Annotated in this window: 18 protein-coding genes; 17 read left to right on the forward strand and 1 reads right to left on the reverse strand. The window is 34.3% G+C overall.

Features of this window, described 5'->3' with window-relative positions:
• Positions 1-148: 148 nt before the first annotated feature.
• On the reverse strand, positions 149-952 hold the full coding sequence (locus tag J7E32_RS15740; RefSeq protein ID WP_214909081.1) for an SGNH/GDSL hydrolase family protein: 804 nt from the start codon (positions 950-952) through the stop codon (positions 149-151).
• A 223-nt stretch (positions 953-1175) separates the two neighbouring features.
• Here J7E32_RS15740 and J7E32_RS15745 point away from each other — a divergent pair, with 223 nt between their 5' ends.
• From J7E32_RS15745 to J7E32_RS15825, 17 genes are all read left to right on the forward strand, one after another.
• Complete coding sequence (locus J7E32_RS15745) at positions 1176-1919, forward strand: YveK family protein (RefSeq protein WP_214909083.1); 744 nt, start codon at positions 1176-1178, stop codon at positions 1917-1919.
• 22 nt (positions 1920-1941) lie between these two features.
• Complete coding sequence (locus tag J7E32_RS15750) at positions 1942-2613, forward strand: CpsD/CapB family tyrosine-protein kinase (RefSeq protein ID WP_214909135.1); 672 nt, start codon at positions 1942-1944, stop codon at positions 2611-2613.
• Positions 2614-2711: 98 nt separating this feature from the next.
• Complete coding sequence (locus J7E32_RS15755) at positions 2712-3476, forward strand: tyrosine-protein phosphatase (RefSeq protein WP_214909085.1); 765 nt, start codon at positions 2712-2714, stop codon at positions 3474-3476.
• A 290-nt stretch (positions 3477-3766) separates the two neighbouring features.
• Positions 3767-5587: a polysaccharide biosynthesis protein gene (locus J7E32_RS15760; protein ID WP_214909137.1), complete on the forward strand. Its 1821-nt coding sequence runs from the start codon at positions 3767-3769 to the stop codon at positions 5585-5587.
• Positions 5588-5602: 15 nt separating this feature from the next.
• The gene (galU, locus tag J7E32_RS15765) at positions 5603-6484 is read left to right on the forward strand and encodes a UTP--glucose-1-phosphate uridylyltransferase GalU (protein WP_214909087.1); all 882 of its coding nucleotides are present in this window, start codon (positions 5603-5605) and stop codon (positions 6482-6484) included.
• A 711-nt stretch (positions 6485-7195) separates the two neighbouring features.
• A complete protein-coding gene (locus tag J7E32_RS15770) occupies positions 7196-8020 on the forward strand; it encodes an aldolase/citrate lyase family protein (RefSeq protein ID WP_214909088.1) in 825 nt (274 codons plus the stop codon).
• A gap of 65 nt (positions 8021-8085) precedes the next feature.
• A complete protein-coding gene (locus J7E32_RS15775; protein WP_214909090.1) occupies positions 8086-9330 on the forward strand; it encodes a type III PLP-dependent enzyme domain-containing protein in 1245 nt (414 codons plus the stop codon).
• 48 nt (positions 9331-9378) lie between these two features.
• Positions 9379-10050 (forward strand): sugar transferase, encoded by a 672-nt coding sequence (locus J7E32_RS15780; protein ID WP_286183316.1) that lies wholly within the window; start codon positions 9379-9381, stop codon positions 10048-10050.
• Between the two features lie 72 nt (positions 10051-10122).
• On the forward strand, positions 10123-11055 hold the full coding sequence (locus J7E32_RS15785) for a branched-chain amino acid transaminase (RefSeq protein WP_214909094.1): 933 nt from the start codon (positions 10123-10125) through the stop codon (positions 11053-11055).
• 70 nt (positions 11056-11125) lie between these two features.
• Complete coding sequence (locus tag J7E32_RS15790) at positions 11126-11893, forward strand: glycosyltransferase family 2 protein (RefSeq protein ID WP_214909096.1); 768 nt, start codon at positions 11126-11128, stop codon at positions 11891-11893.
• A 76-nt stretch (positions 11894-11969) separates the two neighbouring features.
• The gene (locus J7E32_RS15795; protein WP_214909098.1) at positions 11970-13112 is read left to right on the forward strand and encodes a glycosyltransferase family 1 protein; all 1143 of its coding nucleotides are present in this window, start codon (positions 11970-11972) and stop codon (positions 13110-13112) included.
• Positions 13099-13530, forward strand: coding sequence for a serine O-acetyltransferase (locus J7E32_RS15800; RefSeq protein WP_214909100.1), 432 nt, complete (start codon positions 13099-13101; stop codon positions 13528-13530). Before J7E32_RS15795 ends, J7E32_RS15800 begins: the two co-directional genes overlap by 14 nt.
• A 20-nt stretch (positions 13531-13550) precedes the next feature.
• Complete coding sequence (locus J7E32_RS15805; protein WP_214909102.1) at positions 13551-14732, forward strand: glycosyltransferase; 1182 nt, start codon at positions 13551-13553, stop codon at positions 14730-14732.
• A 14-nt stretch (positions 14733-14746) separates the two neighbouring features.
• Entirely contained in the window at positions 14747-16207 is a 1461-nt protein-coding gene (locus J7E32_RS15810; RefSeq protein WP_214909104.1) for an O-antigen polysaccharide polymerase Wzy family protein, read from the forward strand.
• A complete protein-coding gene (locus tag J7E32_RS15815) occupies positions 16204-17337 on the forward strand; it encodes a glycosyltransferase (protein WP_214909106.1) in 1134 nt (377 codons plus the stop codon). Before J7E32_RS15810 ends, J7E32_RS15815 begins: the two co-directional genes overlap by 4 nt.
• Positions 17324-18853, forward strand: coding sequence for a lipopolysaccharide biosynthesis protein (locus tag J7E32_RS15820; protein ID WP_214909108.1), 1530 nt, complete (start codon positions 17324-17326; stop codon positions 18851-18853). Before J7E32_RS15815 ends, J7E32_RS15820 begins: the two co-directional genes overlap by 14 nt.
• 40 nt (positions 18854-18893) lie before the next feature.
• On the forward strand, positions 18894-19433 hold the full coding sequence (locus tag J7E32_RS15825; RefSeq protein ID WP_214909110.1) for an acyltransferase: 540 nt from the start codon (positions 18894-18896) through the stop codon (positions 19431-19433).
• Positions 19434-19489 lie beyond the last annotated feature (56 nt).

Here is a 19489-nt window from a genome sequence, read left to right on the forward strand (position 1 = left end):
TTTTTCTTGCATTATATTACTTCTATCAGCATTTTAGCAGAGACTTTTGTCTCCATTTTTATCCATTGATCAGAGTTTTTATCGTTACATGCTATTCCGGCATTAAAAAAGCCCTTCCACATAGGGAAGAGCGTTGATATGAAAGGAATTAATTTTTCGAAACCAAATAATCCAGCATATAATTCGCCCACAATTCATGGCCCTGTTCATTTGGTGAACCGTTGGTTAAATAGTCATTCATCTCTTCTGAATCCAGTGCAGGCCATGCTGTCCAATGGTCAAGGTATGAGATGCCATTTTCCTCTGTGTATTCCTTCAGGGCATCAACCTGAATCGGGTAATATTTCGCGTTATACAAAGGGTTTGGAGGTGTTAGGATAACGGCTGTATCCGCACTTACTTCTTCTATATGATTTAAAACAGTCTGGATATTGATCAGTGAATTTTCTGTGCCGACTCCATTCGTATTATCGTTTAAAGTGAATGGCTCAAAGATAATCAGGTCAGCTTGCGATGATGCCAGCTCTTCCTGATTATTTTCTTGTACAAACTGTAGCGATGTCTTTTCAAATTCCATTATTTCGACCGTCAAGTTTTCTTCACCGAACGCCTGGATCAATCCTTCCTTCGTTAGGTAAGCCCAGCCAGTAGGTTCCTCTCCCAATGCCGAAGAACCGACGATTAAAATCTTGTAGGCGCGTCCTTCTTCCTGAGCCAGTTTGAAGGTCTCCGCTGCTTCTGCAGGCCAATTCTTTGTTAGTGACAGTAAATCTGCTCCCTCTTCTGCCACCTGATCTTTTTCTTCTGAACTTTTCTCAACGGGCTTCTCAGCCGCAGTATTTACGCTGGCTCCATCAACCTTAACAGCAGTCTTGTCGTTCCAATGGAAATTACCCCATAGCAAGACCACTCCGCATAGGATTGCCAGGATTGTAGTTAAAAAGGATTTCATAATTAACCTCCAAATATATTTATTTAACCAAGAATCTCATCTTAAACTTTGAAAATAATTCCAATGCCAAAAAACCCCTATACGGCACTGTAATATCCTGTTAAATTAAGAAGTGGGATAAAAAAATTACAATATCATTAAAATTATGACAAGAAAAACCAAAAAAAACAACAATTTATGATATAATACTTCATGTTTTAATTCAGAATTAATGGAGGAGCAAATGGAAGAGACTATCAGCTTAAAGGAATTAATGCAGACATTAAGGAAAAGATTGAATTTGATTTTAGTAGTCACATTGATTGCAGTACTAATCAGCGGGATCATCAGTTTCTTTTTCCTGACACCCATATACCAGGCATCAACACAAATATTAGTCAACAAATCAAAGGATGACCAGGCGGCATATAGTGTCGGCGAAGTACAGACGAACTTGCAGTTAATCAATACGTATAACGTAATCATCAAGAGTTCAGCTATTTTGGAATTAGTAAGCAAAGAGCTGGATTTAAATATGGCAGCAAACGAACTGATGGGAAAAATTAACGTTCAAAGTGAGCAGAATTCCCAGGTTGTAAATATTACTGTTCAAGATCCTGATGCCAAAAAGGCAGCAGATATTGCAAATAAAACGGCAGAAGTATTCCAAAGAGAAATCGTCACTCTCATGAATGTGGACAATGTTAACATCCTTGCGAAAGCAGCAGTAGTTGAAAATCAATCGCCGATCAAGCCTCAACCGCTTCTTAACATCGCAATCGCGTTAGTAGTCGGTTTGATGGCAGGTGTAGGTTTAGCATTCTTAATGGAATATCTTGATAACACAATCAAGACAGAACAAGATGTGGAAAAAGTTCTTGGCATGCCAGTTCTCGGTGTCATTGCGACGATTGGTGACACGAAGGATAGAAGCAGCCGGCAGGAAAGCAATAGCAGGATGAGAGGTGAGTCCCTTGGCTCTAAATAAGAAAACAACAAAGAAGAAACTGATGGACAACAAAAGAAAGCTGATTACAAAGCTGGATCCGAAATCACCGATTTCAGAGCAGTACAGAACAATCAGGACAAATATCCACTTTTCTTCTATTGATAATGAAATTACTACGTTAATGGTAACATCCACTGGACCAGGGGAAGGAAAGTCAACGACTGCAGCTAACCTTGCCGTGACATTTGCCCAGCAGGGTAAACAAGTTTTGATTGTTGATGCAGATATGAGAAAGCCGACTGTTCACTATACTTTTAATCAAACGAACTCTGTAGGCTTAACTAGTGTATTGACTAACCAAACTCCAATGTTGGATGCGGTTAAACTGACGGATGTTGCGAACCTTATGGTGCTTTCAAGTGGGCCAATTCCTCCGAATCCATCTGAGTTATTGTCATCAAGAGCAATGCAGCACTTTATTGAAGAAGCTTCAAAGAACTTCTCTGTGATTCTATTTGACACACCTCCAGTCCTTGCAGTGACGGATGCGCAAATTCTTGCGAATCAATGTGACGGAACGATTCTTGTCGTGAGCTCTGGCAAGACGGAACAAGAGCAAGCTGTTAAAGCGAAAGATCTGCTCAATGCAGCGAAGGGTAAGCTTCTTGGAGTGGTGCTCAACAATAAAAAGATGGACGGAAATGAACAATATTATTACTACGGGACGAATTGACACGATTCGACAAAAACATCCCCTTGTAGGTATAGTAATAGCATGCTAGTATTATAAAAGTCTTAAAAAATTTACATTTAAAAGGAAGGGGATTAGCGATGATTGACATACATTGTCACATATTGCCGGGAATTGACGATGGAGCCCAGAGTATGGAAGATACGATCAAAATGGCGCGTGCAGCCGTCGATGAAGGAATTCATACAATCATCGCCACTCCTCACCATAAAAATAGTAAATACGATAACCCAAAGGAATTGATCATTCCTAAAGTAGAAGAAGTAAATCAGGCATTAACTAGCGAGGGAATTGACCTGAAGATCCTCCCCGGCCAGGAAGTACGGTTATATGGGGAAGTGATTGAAGGGATCGAAAATAACGAGATATTGAGTCTAAACCATACTCAATATGTATTTGTCGAGTTTCCTTCGAACCATGTTCCGAGGTATGCAGAAACACTTCTGTTCGACTTGCAGCTAAAAGAAATCACGCCAATCATAGTCCACCCTGAGAGAAACCAGGAAATCATTGAACGCCCTGAAGTACTATATAATCTTGTGAAAAAGGGCGCGCTGACACAGGTGACAGCTTCAAGCGTGAGCGGACATTTCGGCAAGAAAATAAGAAACTTCTCATTCCAATTAATTGAAGCCAATCTTACTCACTTTATTGCGTCAGATGCTCATAATGTGGGAAGTAGAGGCTTCAAGATGGCAGAAACGATGGATATAATTCAATCAAAATACGGGATCGACCTAGTCTACTTCTTTCAAGAAAACGCAGAGTTATTGGTACAAGGGAATCATGTCTACCAGGACACTCCGGAACCAATTAAAAAGAAAAAGTTCCTCGGGATTTTTTAAATATCAACCAGATTTAACATACAATTAGTCAGAAGAACTGACCGGCGATGCCTCCTGCCCGTTACCAATGGAGGCACTCGACCACGCTGTGGGATACAAAGTTGTACTCCTTAGACACTTCGGTTGTCAATAGTGTGGTGTGAGGGTGGGTTAGATGCCCAATAATTTTAATATTGAAGATAGATATCTAATGAAAGTGCATGTCAAGACACATGGATTTCCATTAGATATTTATTTTGTCAGTGAGCCTTTAGCAAAGGAAAGTGTTAATTATGAAAAGGGGGAATATGATGAGTTACCATAAACGGTTATTAGCTTTAGCTGGTCTTGATTCATTGATTGTGTTATCAGCAATTTACTTAAGTTACATACCACTTCATCCATCACTTGAAACCTTCAGTTACGAAAATCTTTTTATAAGTGCGATTGTCCTGGTTAGCAGCTATCATTTATTCGCGTCACTCTTACAGCTTTATAATAAGGCCTGGGAATATGCGAGCATTGGTGAACTAGTGAGCATTTTTAGGGCGGTATCTCTTGCGGTCCTGACAGTAGCGGTATTCCAATTCGCATTTGGATTGCCGTTTTATGGGAGAGTGCTATTTAGTACATGGTCAATTCTCGTGTTAATGATTGGTGGGTCACGCTTCGTATGGAGGATATATCGTGACAGATATATCAAGCCTGATCAGGATACTAAGCGAGTATTGGTCGTAGGTGCTGGGCAGGCTGGGACATTGTTGGCAAGGCAACTGAAGAACAACCCCGAGCTCGGTATGGTATCAGCAGCTTTTATCGATGATGACCCACGTAAATACAAGCTGCATATTTTGGGGGTTCCTGTAACAGGAACATCTACAGATATTGTAGCGGCTGTAGAAAAATATCAAATTGATAAAATCGTCATTGCTATACCTTCATTAAAAAAGGAAGAACTAAATCGTATCTTTGAAGAATGCGCGAAAACGAATATCAAGACACAAATCATGCCAAAGATTGAAGACGTCATGCTTGGAAAAGTATCCGTCAGCCAGTTCCGCGATGTGGAAGTGGAAGATCTGCTTGGGCGTGAGCCAATCAAGCTGGATATCGAGGGTATCTCTGAATATGTTACTGGTAAAACAGTTCTAGTGACGGGAGCTGGTGGATCGATAGGATCAGAGATTTGTCGCCAAATCTGCCGTTTCAACCCTGAAAAACTAGTGCTTGTAGGACACGGAGAGAACAGTATCTATACCATTGATATGGAGCTGAGAAATCAATATGGCAAGGTCATCGAGATTATTCCCGTCATTGGTGATGTCCAGGACCGTGATCGGATGTTTGAAGTAATGGAAGAATATAAACCGAATGTTGTCTATCATGCCGCTGCACATAAGCATGTGCCATTGATGGAGTACAACCCTAGAGAAGCGGTAAAGAACAATGTGTTCGGAACAAGGAATACCGCAGAAGCAGCGGATACTTTTGGTGTGGAAACATTTGTACTGGTCTCTACTGACAAAGCTGTAAACCCTACAAACGTGATGGGCTCAACGAAGCGAATTGCTGAGATGATTATCCAGCAGTTGGATCAGCACAGCAAGACAAAGTTTGTTGCTGTCCGTTTCGGAAACGTACTTGGCAGCCGGGGAAGTGTTATCCCGTTATTTAAAAAACAAATCCAGGCTGGCGGACCGGTTACGGTGACCCATCCTGATATGACAAGATACTTCATGACGATCCCTGAAGCATCACGACTCGTTATCCAAGCCGGATCACTTGCCCGTGGCGGGGAGATATTCGTCCTGGATATGGGTGAGCCGGTCAAAATTACAGACCTAGCGAAAAACTTGATTAGATTGTCGGGATATACAATAGAAGAGATTGGAATCAAGTATTCTGGGTTGAGACCCGGAGAAAAGATGTTTGAAGAGTTGTTAAATGAAAAAGAAATACATCCAGAGCCGATATTTCCAAAGATTTTCATTGGGAAAGCTGTGTTAGATCAGGAAGAAGAAATCACTTACCTTCTAGAGCGATTTGAGAATTTTAATTCTCAACAACTTAAAGAGTATGTCATCAATTTAGCGAATCGGAAAAAGAACAAAATCTTCTTGGTGGCAAAGTAATAAGGGGGCAAAAAAATGAAAAAAGTTAGAAAGGCAATTATTCCGGCAGCAGGCTTAGGGACTAGATTCTTGCCGGCAACGAAAGCAATGCCAAAGGAAATGCTTCCAATTGTTGATAAGCCGACAATTCAATATATAGTTGAAGAGGCAATTGCATCTGGTATTGAGGATATTATCATAGTAACTGGTAAGGGAAAGCGCGCGATTGAGGATCATTTTGACTTTGCCCATGAGCTTGAACAGAATCTTTTGGAAAAAGGTAAGTTGGATATTCTTGAGAAGGTTCGGTATTCTACCAATCTAGCGGACATTCATTATATTAGGCAGAAGGAACCTAAAGGTCTAGGGCATGCAGTATGGTGTGCAAGAAACTTTATTGGTGATGAACCATTTGCCGTTCTCCTTGGTGATGATATCGTTCAGAGTGAGACTCCGTGTTTGCGTCAGCTTATTGAACAGTACGAAGAAACTCATTCTTCTGTGATTGGTGTGCAAACAGTACCAGATGAGGAAACTCATCGTTACGGAATTGTTGAACCTGCGGTTCAGAGCGGAAGAAGGTATCGGGTTGAGAATTTTGTTGAAAAGCCTGCACCAGGAACAGCACCGTCTAATCTTGCGATTATGGGCAGATATGTTCTAACTCCAGAAATATTTATGTTCTTGAATCAAATGGAGACTGGTGCTGGTGGGGAAATTCAGTTGACAGATGCAATACAGAAGTTAAATCAAATCCAACGAGTGTTTGCCTATGATTTTGAGGGCAAGCGATATGATGTTGGGGAGAAGATTGGGTTCGTGAAGACTACTGTGGAGTTTGCGTTGAAGAATGAAGAGCTTCGATCTGAGTTGCTTGCTTATCTTGAGGAGGTTATGTCAAAGGAAAAAGTTCAATAATATCCAATTACCCGGGTTCATTTTTAGTTTACATGGATCCGGGGTGTTTTTTTGAGCTTGGACTCTTGAGGATTTACCCAGTGCAAGAGTTTAATTAAGGCGTGTGCTTATGTTGAATTCCATGGGTTATACATTGGTGGGTTGTAGGCAGCTATAATTATTACGGGAGTCTTGTTCGGAATTGCAGTTCCTGATAAAGAGGACTAAGGTAATGATGAAAGTGGGGTTAGGTTTCTTTAAGAAAGATGGTAGTCTGGCTCATTTTCTCTAGAGGAGGATAGGAACTGGGCTGGGGCTTTCTTTTTAGGCCTTTCGTCCTTCTGGTTATGATTGAATGTTAAATAGGAACTGACAATCGTCATCATATAATCATTTAAGATGCTAGAAGCCTTTCGCAGGTGTTTTAGTGAGAATTATAGGTTGATTGAATGGTATATATAATAGGAAGAAACTCTCAGTTAAGCGATTAAATTTAAGAATATCTAATTCGTATTTGCTTTGTAGATTGAATAGATATTACGAGGTGAGTATCAGAAGTAGATTAGGTTTAGTGGGTTAGTAGTTGGTTTGAAAAGAGTGGAGTTCTAACTAAGCACTAGCCAACTAAATAGCGTTTTAACTTAATTAGATTAATTGTTTTTAATTTATAAGGTTGATAGTACTATCAGGTAATTAGTCATAGAGAGTAGAAATATGAAAGGGTGCTTCTACATGGGATTGAAGTTAATGTATATTACAAATGATGAAAATGTTGCGAAAATAGCAGAAAACAGTCAAGTTGATTGGGTTTTTATTGACCTCGAGATTAATGGTAAAGATGAGAGGCAAGGTCATTTAGACACAGTAATATCTCGTCACAGTATAAATGATGTAAAGAAAATTAGGCGAGTACTAACTAAAGCGGAGTTACTAGTTAGGGTTAACCCAATATATGAAGGTTCCGAGCAAGAGATTAATAAAGTTATTAAAGATGGTGCTGACATTATTATGCTCCCATTCTTTAAGACTGTAGAAGAGGTTCAAACTTTTGTGGATTATGTTAATGGTAGAGTCAAAACTTGTTTATTGTTAGAAACAGCAGAAGCTGTTGAAAATATCGATGCTATTTTAAGCATTAAAGGTATTGACTACATTCATATTGGATTAAACGACCTTCACTTAAGTTATGGTATGCAGTTTATGTTTGAACTTTTAGTGAATGGTATGGTAGAGTCTCTTTGCAATAAAATCAAAGGAAAAGGAATTACCTACGGTTTTGGGGGGATTGCGCAGGTAGGACAAGGTGCCCTTCCAGCTGAAAATATTATAGGAGAACATTATCGTTTAGGTTCCAGTATGGCTATTTTATCTAGAAGCTTTTGTGATTTAAATGTATTTAATAATTTAGATAAAGTTAGTGACTTATTCAAATCAGGCATTAAGGAAATTAAAGATTTTGAAGTTCAGTTAAAAAACAAATCAGAATCCTATTATCATAATAACAAAAAAATTATCGACCAAAAGGTTTCCGATATTGTATACAGCATTACTAGATAAACACTAAAGATAAAAACATAATAGTGTAACAGTTTTTAGAATTTATAAATTAGGTTGGAGGAAGAATGATGAATATTAATTTTAGTATTTTAAAAGAAATTAGTGAAATACATGGGGAATCATTTTACTTGCTAGATTCTAAACAATTTAAAAGGAACTACCAAGAACTAGAAATGGCTTTTAGAGATATTTATCCTAATACGCATATCGCTTATTCTTACAAAACAAATTATATACCTAAGTTATGTAAGATAGTGAATGATAATGGCGGATTTGCAGAAGTTGTGTCAGATATGGAGTACAATATTGCTTTGAAAATAGGAGTTGCACCACAAAATATTTACTATAACGGGCCTTATAAAAATCCTAGTGCTGTTGAAAAGTTATTGTTAGATGGTGGGACTGTTAATATTGACTCTAATTATGAATTAGAAATTATAAAAGAGATAGCATCTAATTATCCTGAAAACCAACTCTGTGTAGGTCTTAGATGTAATTTTGATATTAATGATGGTGTTAAATCTAGGTTTGGTTTTGATGTTGAATCTGAAGATTTTACTAAAGCTATTAATTCAATAAATGATGCACATAATATTAAGCTTATTGGTTTGCATTGTCACTTTGCTACAAGATTTATAGAAACATGGTCAGGCAGACCGGAGGGAATGCTTAAATTAGTAGCAAAGTATTTTGAAGAGCCACCGAAATTTATCAGTGTAGGTGGAGGTTTGTTTGGAAAGATGGCGCCATCATTAAAAGCGCAGTTTGACTATGATATCCCTACTTATGAAGATTATGCTCAAGTTGTGGCAACACAGTTTAGTGATTTTTACAAGAATGTTGAGCCATCAAAGCAACCTAAATTAATAATTGAACCAGGAAGTGCTCTTGTTGGAGATGCAATGAAATTCGCAGCAAAGGTTATTAATATAAAAGATATAAGGGGGAAGAAAATAGCAACCTTAGCCGGTAGCATTTATAACATCAATCCAACTCTTAATAAAAAGAACCCTCCAGTACAAGTTTTTCACAATGTTAATAATAAAGATAAATTGGAAATGTATACGGATTTAGATTTTGGAGGGTACACTTGTATCGAATCTGATTACCTATATCGTGGATTTGATGGTGAAATGGCTGTTGGAGATTATGTGCTTTTTGACAATGTTGGCTCTTATTCAGTGGTTTTAAAACCGCCATTTATTCTTCCTAATTTTGCTGTAGTTGATTATGACGATGAATCTAAGACTATTGAAGTTATTAAACATAGAGAAACTTTTAATGATGTCTTTCAAACTTATGAATTTTAATTGTGTAAAATGGAGGTATACAATTTGAACTTTTTGCTTAAAAGATTTATGGATATTCTAATTTCATTAATAGCATTGTTAATTTTCTCCCCACTGTTTTTGTTAATACCAATTGCTATAAAGTTAGATTCCAAAGGATCTGTTTTATTTAAACAAGGTAGATTAACCAAAAATGGTGTTGTGTTTACTATGTATAAATTCAGAACTATGATTGAAAATGCAGAGAATATGGGAGCAGGTTTATTTAATTATGAGAATGATTTTAGGGTAACTAAAGTTGGTGGCTTTCTAAGGCGTACTAGCTTGGATGAGCTTCCTCAACTGATTAATGTTATTAAAGGGGATATGTCAATAGTTGGCCCCAGACCACCAGTTTCATATGAACTTGGAAATTATGAAGACTTGAATGCCCAATATAAAAGAAGGTTTACAGTTTTACCTGGTGTTACAGGCCTAGCACAAGTAAGTGGAAGAAATGAATTACCATGGGATGAAAAAGTTATACATGATAATCGCTACATTGATTTATTTAAGAAATACGGTATTTTAATTGATGTAAAGATTATCATTCTTACAATACTGAATGTCTTTACAATGAAAGATATATATGAAGTTAAAGACGAGACAGCTGCAACTTGTTCCGATGAGGAACTAGCAATCAAAGCCCAAGAAAAAGTTATGGCAAATGCTCGATCTTTAAAGAAATCTGAAAACGAATAAAGCATATGTAACAAATTAGTATCCTGTAATTGATAATTAAAAAGTTAAGAGTGAACTTTTGGAGGAAACGGAATGAATAATAATAATAATAATAATAATAATAGATTTATTTGGCTCGGTGGAAGGATAGTGCGACTAGAAGATGCAACAATAAATGTTTTAGCACCATCATCTCAATTTGGAGCTAATGTATTTGAGGGTATTCGTTGTTATTGGAATGAAGAAAAACAGCAATTATTTGCATTCCGTTTACCTGAACATTACAAAAGATTAAAAGATTCAATGAAAATGTTTCGTATGGAAGATAAGTATTCAATTGAGGAATTAAAACAAGGCCTAGTTGATGTAATTAAGGCAAACGAATACAAAGAAGATATTGCAGTAAGACAAACTGTCTTTATAGATGGCTTTGGTTCATGGAGTTCAAAGGGTCCAGTAAATATGTTTATTGCTCCGATTCCAAAGGGACGCACTTTAAATTCATCAAAACCAGGTTTGAAATGTTGTGTTAGTTCATGGGAACGTATTAGCGATAGAAATATGTCCCCCAAAGTAAAAGTAGGCGCTAATTATATTAATAGTAGAATGGCTCAGATGGAAGCACTTGAAAATGGTTATGATTCAGCCATTCTTATGAATAACCAGGGGAAAATAGCTGAGGGACCTGGATCGTGTCTTTTCATTGTTAGGGATGGTGTATTGATTACACCACCAGTTACTGCTTCTATTTTAGAGAGTATTACAAGGGATACTATTATAGCATTAGCGAAGGACTTAAATATTGAAGTTTTGGAAAGAGAAATTGATAGAACAGAATTGTATATTTGTGATGAAATTTTTCTATGTGGATCTGCTATGGAAGTTGTACCAGTTCTAAGTGTGGATGGAATTAGTGTGGGAGATGAAACAGCCGGTAAGGTGACTGAAGAAATAAAAGGGATTTATTTGAAAGTAGTGTATGGGGAAGTTGATGCCTACTCTAAGTGGTTAACACCAATTTATTAAAAAATAATATTTATTAAAAATACTGCAAAGTAGGATTGAGAATCCCTTGCAAAGGGAGTGTTAATAATAAGTGGCCACACATTTTGACAAAGATTTAGTATCAGTAATTATACCAATATATAATTCAGATAGGTATATTAGTAAAACACTGGATTCTGTGCTTAACCAGGATTATAAGTTTCTTGAAATAGTCTTGGTAGATGATTGTTCTACCGATGACTCAGAACTAATAATAAATAACTATAAAAAGAATAACCAAAATATAGTTTATCACCGTCTTGAAAGGAATTCAGGGGCAGCTGTAGCTAGAAATAAAGCTCTAGAATTAGCAAGCGGCAGATATATTGCTTTTTTAGATAGTGATGATTTGTGGGATAAAAGCAAAATGCGAATACAATTAGAGTTAATGAAGAAGACCAAAGCGCCAATTTGCTATACCGCAATTGAGATGATTAATGAAAATGATATTTTAATTAAAGGTAAAAGAGATGTAAAAGAAATATTGGATTATAAATTTTTATTGAAGAACACTATGATGGCGACTTCTTCTATTGTTATAGATCGAGATATTACTGGTGATTTTAGAATGCCACTAATAAGGTCAGGTCAAGATTATGCTACATGGTTACAGTTGTTAAGAGATGGTAAAGAAGCATATGGAGTCAATGAGGCTCTAGTTAAATATCGTGTTAGTAATTCCTCTTTATCATCTAATAAGTGGAAAAGTATAAAGCAAGTTTGGAGTATTCAAACATACCAAGAGAAATTAAATCCATTTTTTGCAACTTTTAATACGTTATTTTTTATTTTTAATGCTCTTAAAAAGCATTATTTTTAATTCAAATAAGTTGGAATAATAATTTATACTTGTTCTGTAGATGAAAGTTGAGTTAATAATATTGAGGAGCATATTAATGGTCAGAGTTTTGCATATACTAGATACGTTATATCAAAAATCAGGGGTAGCTAATGTAATAATGAATTATTATAGAAATGTTGATAGAGATAAAGTTCAGTTTGATTTTTTAATTACTAGAGATAAAGAACATACTTATATTGACGAGGTAAAATCTTATGGTGGTAATGTATACTATATGCCTCAACTAAGTATAGCTAATGTTGTGAGTTTTTATGGAGCTATTAATGATTTCTTTAAATGTCATCAAACAAAATATAATATTATACATTCCCACTTTAACCAGATTGACTCCATAGTATTCCCTATCGCAAAGAAATTTGGAATTAAAGAATGTATTTCACATAGTCATTCTACTAAATATTCGGATAGTAAAATAAAGGGATTTAGAAATTGGTTAATGTGCTTACCGATTCAAAGGAATGCTACTAGATGGTTGGCTTGCTCAGTTGCTGCTGGAAGCTTTCTTTTTGGAAAAAAGTTTAGATATTCTTCGAAATCTATGGTGTTAAACAATGCAATTGATATTAATAGATTTATGTACAATGAGACGACCAGAGAAAATATAAGGAAACATCTAGGTGTGGAAGGGAAATATGTTGTAGGGCATGTTGGAAGGTTTAGTGCAGAAAAGAATCATAATTTTTTAATAAAAGTTTTTAAGAAAATTAAAGAAATGAACGAAGATAGTGTTCTGTTATTAGTTGGCGATGGTCCATTATATGAAGAAATAAATAACCAGATTATAAAGAGTGGATTAAAAAACGATGTAATTCTCTTAGGTCAGAGAAGTGATATTTCTGAAATTATGCAAACATTTGATGCTCTTATATTCCCCTCTCGATTTGAGGGATTGGGTATAGTTTTAATTGAAGCACAAGCAGCAGGTTTGCCATGTATTTACTCAGATAATATTCCAGATGAAGTAGACATCCTAGATAATAATGTAATACTAAGTTTAAATGAAGAAATAGATGTATGGGCAAATGCAATATTGAAAAAGAAAGATCATAATAGAAGAAACAGGGTAACAAATCAACTGGAAAAAGCAGGATTTAATATAAAGCAAGAAGCAAATAAATTATTAGATTTTTACTTATCGCTAACTAGTGAGGAGGAAGCTGCTTATGAAAAAAAATAGCCATGAAAAATTATCGATCGTAATGAAATTATATAGGCTGGAGCGTTTTTTTTATAAGCATCATATGAAGTTTTTTGCAATTATAGTGTGGAGAATAATTCATATATTATTTAGTTGTTATATACCATATACAGTTGAATTGGGCAAAGGGGTTAATATAGCACATGCTATTGGAATAGTAATTCATCAGAAAAGTAAAGTAGGTGCCAACACAGTTATTTACCAGAATGTTACTCTTGGAGGACGTAATGGGAAAGCGGCACCCATAATAGGTGAAAATTGCACAATTGGAGCAGGGGCTTGTATTCTAGGAGATATTAGAATTGGAAATAATGTTAATGTAGGAGCGAATGCTGTTGTTTTGAAAGATGTTCCAGATAATTGTACAGTCGTAGGAGTACCAGCAAGAGTTATATAGGTAACTTGATGGGGGTAATCATGAAAAAAAAAGTAGTTTTTTTAATTGGTGGTTTAAAGTTTGGTGGAATGGAGAGAGTTGTATTTATTGCAAATCAATTACTTAAAGACGATTTTGAAACAACTATAGTAACTCTTTATAAGGCAGAGGCAGAATATAATTTAGATTTTGATGTATATGACTTAAATCTCCCACCCAATAGTGGAAAAGTAAATAAGGCAATAAACATGATAAAGCGTATTAAGTCTGTAAAAGAAATGAAACGGGACTTAAATCCAGATGCTGTATTTTCATTTGGAATGTATCCTAATTATTTGAATTCATTAACTAAAGGTAAAGAAAAAATAATAATGGGGATTCGATCCTACGATTGGCTAACAAAGCCATTTACGACTAAAGCTTTAGATAAATGGATTGTTAATAGGGCAGATTCAGTTAATAGTGTGTCAAAAGTGATAGCTGAAGAGGCTGAGAGAACCTGGAAGATACCTTTGGATTCTAATCGGGTTATATACAACCCATATGATATTGACCATATTGAGTGTCTCGCTCAAGAAGAAATGGAGAATAATATTTTTAGACCTGAATGCTTTAATATCGTTTCTGCTGGAAGGCTTGCGGATCAGAAAGGATATAACCACTTAATTAAAGCATTCTCTTTAGTAGTACAAGAAATACCAAAGGCTCATTTATTTATTTTGGGGAATGGTGATAAAAAAGAAACTTTAAAGAAATTGCTTAACGAGTTGGGGCTCAAAAATAATGTAACTCTATTAGGAGGAAAAAGTAACCCTTATAAATATATGAAAAAAGCTGATTTATATGTTATGTCCTCGTTGAGTGAGGGCTTTCCTAATGCGTTGGTTGAGGCTATGGCTGTTCAAACACCAATACTTTCTACAGATTGTAAGTCTGGCCCGAGAGAGATACTATCACTTGAAAATTACAATAAAGTAGCGACGGATATGGAAGTTTGTGAATTCGGTGTTATTGTGCCTCCAATGTCTGGTTCGTGTAATTATGATGGAAAATATATTGAAGAGTGTGAAGAAAAATTAGCTGAAGGTATTATTTTTATGATAAAAAATCGAGAACTAAGAAAAATACTTGGGGAAAAATCAAAAAATAGGGTACAGCAATTTTCTTACTCTTTATTTAAGGAAAGTCTAATAAAAGAGTTAAATAGTGTCTGTCCTAAATAGGTTTTGGTGATGATATGAATTTATTTTTAAGTATCTTCTTTTTATTTAGCTCTGTTTTTACCTTAGCAACTGCTTATTGGTTAGAAAGTATAAATTTATACGTGATTGCAGTGCTTTTAATATATTGCTCCAGTGTAACTTATTGTTTGATAGACTTAAGAAGAAGATTTGTTTATTTATTATTTCTCTTTACCTTTTTTGTATTTTTATTAGGAGGATATTTTGTACAATTTTTAGGTGGGGGAGAATGGTGGAGTACTTTTTACGATGGTGTTTTGGAATCAAGCTTTTCAATTGAAGTTATAATTAAAACAATGTTTCTACTATATATCTCGTTAGCATGTCTACTAATGGGAAGCTGGTTTTCTGAAAGAATAAAGATTCAATTTGTCTTTTCAAAAAATGCCTCACAAACAGAAAACTACGATATGAAAATTGCTATAAGAAAAATTAGTTCTATTTTGTTTTTTATAACTTATCTGGGAGCACTAATAAATAATATATATAAGATTATATTTATTAAGAATACCTCCTACTTGTCTTATTATACGAATTATAGTGGTATTTCAATATTAGAAATAATGAGTGCAATTAATGATGTTGTTTTTTTCTTATACCTAGCTACTATGCCACCAAAGAAAAAAACATCAATTTATTTAATACTCTTTTTAGTGGGTAAACTAATGACTATATTAACAGGAGCAAGAAGCGCTGCTGTTATTTCTGTCCTAATTGTTATATTTTATATGTACTTTAGAGAAATAAATAAGAATAAGTTAAACCTAAATGAGAAATGGTTTACTAAAAAAATGATTTTATCAGGTATTGCAATTATGCCAATAGCAATTGTAGTTTTAAAACTGGTTTCTATTATAAGAGCTGGTCAAGCTATTAGTAATACTTCTTTTTGGGATCTGTTTGTGAGTTTTTTCCAAACGCAAGGAGGGAGTGTACATTTAATTTCACATGCAATGGAGTATAAAGATAAATTTCCGAGTACAAATATTAGTTACGTGTTTGGACCGGTGATTAATCTATTAAAAAGTAACACATTAACAGAAATCTTTTTCACAACTCCATTTTATGGTGGAAATACAGAATCAGCTGCTTTATTTGGTAATAGCTTTTCAAAAACTATTAGTTATTTAATAATGCCTTATAACTATTATGGTGGTATGGGAATGGGATCATCGTATATTGCAGAGTTAATGACTGATTTTGGCATTATCGGAGTGATCGTATTTAATATATTATTAGGTTTCATTTTTAATAGGTATTCCATACTTCAAGAATATAAGGTTTGGAAGTTCGCCATTTTGTTGTTAATCCTAAATTCTCTCTTTGCTATTTCTCGTGCAAGTACATTAGATTGGGTAGTGTTGATATTTAAAGATACTACTATTATATCAATAGGTTTGGTATATGCACTTTCATATTTTCTTTATAAGCGTTCTACTAGGGGAGTTAAAGAATGAAAACAAAAGTTATTCAATTGATAGGGTCGTTAGAAATGGGTGGAGCTGAAACGATTGTTAAGGACTATGCATTGCATATTGATAAAGAACAATTTCAATGTATAGTTATTTGTCTTTCTTCCAGTAAAGATACACCTTATGAAAAACTGCTCAGGGATTGTGGTATTAAAGTGATCTTTCTCGATGATGAAAGAAAATTCAAAAATGCAAGAACTCCTTTAACCAAGACTATAAATTTATTAAATAGGTTCTATCTTTTGAAAAAATATATAGAAAAAGAAAAACCAGATATACTTCATACACATCAAGCTGTAAATAAGTATATATTCCCTATTAATTCAAAGAAGTTAAATACTAAACTTTTTCATACTTACCATACAGAAATAGGAAGGTATATTAAAAATTATAAGGATTATAAGTTCACAACAAACTACTGCATTCATAAAAAAGATATGATACCTATTGCATTGCATGAAAAGATGAGGTTAGATAGTAATTTAATTTTCAAGACTGATAAGACCGTAATTATTAATAATGGAATTGATATTGAGAAATTTAAAAAACCCAAGAAAAACAGGAAGACTATTTTGGAGGAAATCGGGGTAAGAGATGATGAATTTGTAGTAGGTCATATAGGAAGGTTTGAAGGTGTCAAGAATCATAAATTTATAATAAAAGTGTTTAATGAGGTACAAAAGAAACGACATAACTCCCATTTGGTATTAGTAGGAGATGGGGTAATGATGGACTCTATAAAAGACTTGGTTAAAGATTATGGGTTACAAGAAAAAGTGAGTTTTATTGGTAAAAGGCAAGATGTACCTGAATTATTAAATGCATTTGATACATTTATTTTCCCATCATTTAAAGAAGGGTTCCCTATTAGTTTAATAGAGGCTCAGGCATCAGGTGTAAGATGCGTTGTATCTAATACTATTACTAAAAGTGCTTTCTTATCTGAAAATACTGTGTCGATTGATTTAGATGACTGCCCTGAACTTTGGAGTGATAGGATACTCGATTTCAATTATAAAGGTACTTCTTATGGTAAATTAGAAGACTTTGATATTAGAAGTAGTATGAGAACTTTGGAATCGTTGTATTTGGGGAATAATTATGAAAAAAAGTAAAACACGAGTTACATTTCACAATACTACTATTGCAGCTGTATATCAACTTATAATCATGATTTTAGGTTTTCTAATCCCACAAATGCTATTGACTACCTACGGTCCTTCTATTCATGGTCTTACATCTACAATAGCTAATATTATGAGTTACGTTTCTTTGTTGAATGCTGGATTAGCAACAGCTTCTGTACAGGCTTTATATGCACCACTTACTTCCGGTGAAACAAGCAGGATCAATGAGGTTTTAAACGCGATTCGCAAATTTTATATTAAAACGGGTTTTTATTTTGTTATTGCTATAACTTTAATTGCATTTATTTTGCCATATTTTATAAATGAAGTACCAAGTAATACAGTATTTCTTCTAATGGTTTCCATGGGACTTACTCTTACTTTTGAAACATTTTTAGCAAGCAAAAGCAAAGCAATGTTGATTGCTGATCAAAAAATGTATATTTATAGTCTATGTAACATAATTTCTATGGTTTTTCGAGGGATTCTACAAATTATATTAATAAAGTTTCAAGCATCAATAATCTTGGTTCAAATAATTCCCGCTATCATGGTAATACTAACTGTAGTTTTAATGAATAGATATGTTAAGTTGAATTATCCTTTTTTAAATAAAAAAATAAAACCAGATATGTCAGCTTTAAATAAGCGGTGGTCTGCTTTTACACATCAGATTGCTGGATTGGTAGTTAATAATACTGACGTCCTTATTTTAACAGTGTTTGGGAACATGGTTTTGGTAAGTATTTACTCGGTGTATCATCTTGTTTTTACTTATTTATATAGCCTTCTAACATTTGTTTTTTCACAGAGTATCATGGCTAGTTTTGGACATATGCTAGCTTCGAATGAAATTAATCAAATGAAAATAGCTTATAACAAGTATGAACAAATTTATTATATGTTTATTTCTATAATATATTCAGTATGCGCAGTAATGATTGTACCTTTTGTTAATTTATATACTTCGGGTGTAGAAGAAGTTAATTATACAGATAATATTTTAGCAACATTATTCGTAGTAGTTAGTATCTTTAATAATTTAAGGGTTCCAGGTGGAACTTTAATTAATTCAGGAGGCTATTATAAAGAGACTCAATGGAGGGCAATAACTGAAGCAATAATTAATATAATAGCTTCATTAATTTTGGTTCAGTTTTATGGCATGTATGGTATTTTATTTGGAACAATCTTATCTTTTTTATATAGAACAAGTGATATTATATTCTATTCAAATAAAAGAATTTTAAAACAATCACCTACAAAAACCATTAAACGCTCAGTAATTGTTGTTATTATTGTGCTGATTAACGTATTTTTATTCAAATACCTTATAAATATGGAATCGGAAAGTTGGTTAAGCTGGTGTGTTAATTCTGCCATAGTAACAGCCATTGCATCTTTCATGACATTTATTGTTAATTTTATATTTGAGAATAAGATAACAAAGGAAATATTAGTGATTGTGCAAAGAATAATAAACCATAAAATTAAGAGAGTTTAATTATCTATTGAAGAATTTGATCGGAGGGGGGAGGTATATTTTGATATTTTCTAAAATTAAGAGAGTAGTTACTAGTATAGTTAAGAGCTTAATGGTTAAGATAATTTATAAAGATAAAATCTCATTACAAACTAGTTATACAATAAATTGGAGAACAGAGATAAAGGCAATTGGCAATGGAAAAATACTTATCGGAAAAAATTTGCATACAAGAGATGGATGTTCGATCACTTCTTCAGCAAATTTATCTATTGGCAACAAAGTGTTTTTTAATAGAAACTGCATAATTGCATGTAGAAATAATATCAAAATTGGAGATGGCTGTGCCTTTGGTCCTAATGTTTGTATATATGACCATGATCACAGTTTCAGTAGTGAAGGAATGATTCCTGGAGAATACAAATACGATAATGTGATTATAGGAAAAAACTGTTGGATAGGAGCAGGAGCTATTATCCTAAAAGGAACAACTATAGGTGACAATTGTGTTATAGGTGCAGGTGCGATAATTAAAGGTAATATACCGAACAACTCTTTAGCGATAACTGAGAAATTCACCAGAGTAACAGAACTAAGATAAATGAAAAAATGAAGTTTTAATGGTTACGTGTAAAAGAATATTTATTAAAAAATTAA

Origin of the sequence: Bacillus sp. ISL-55 (genome assembly GCF_018613155.1) — a bacterium.
Lineage (GTDB): Bacteria > Bacillota > Bacilli > Bacillales > Cytobacillaceae > Mesobacillus.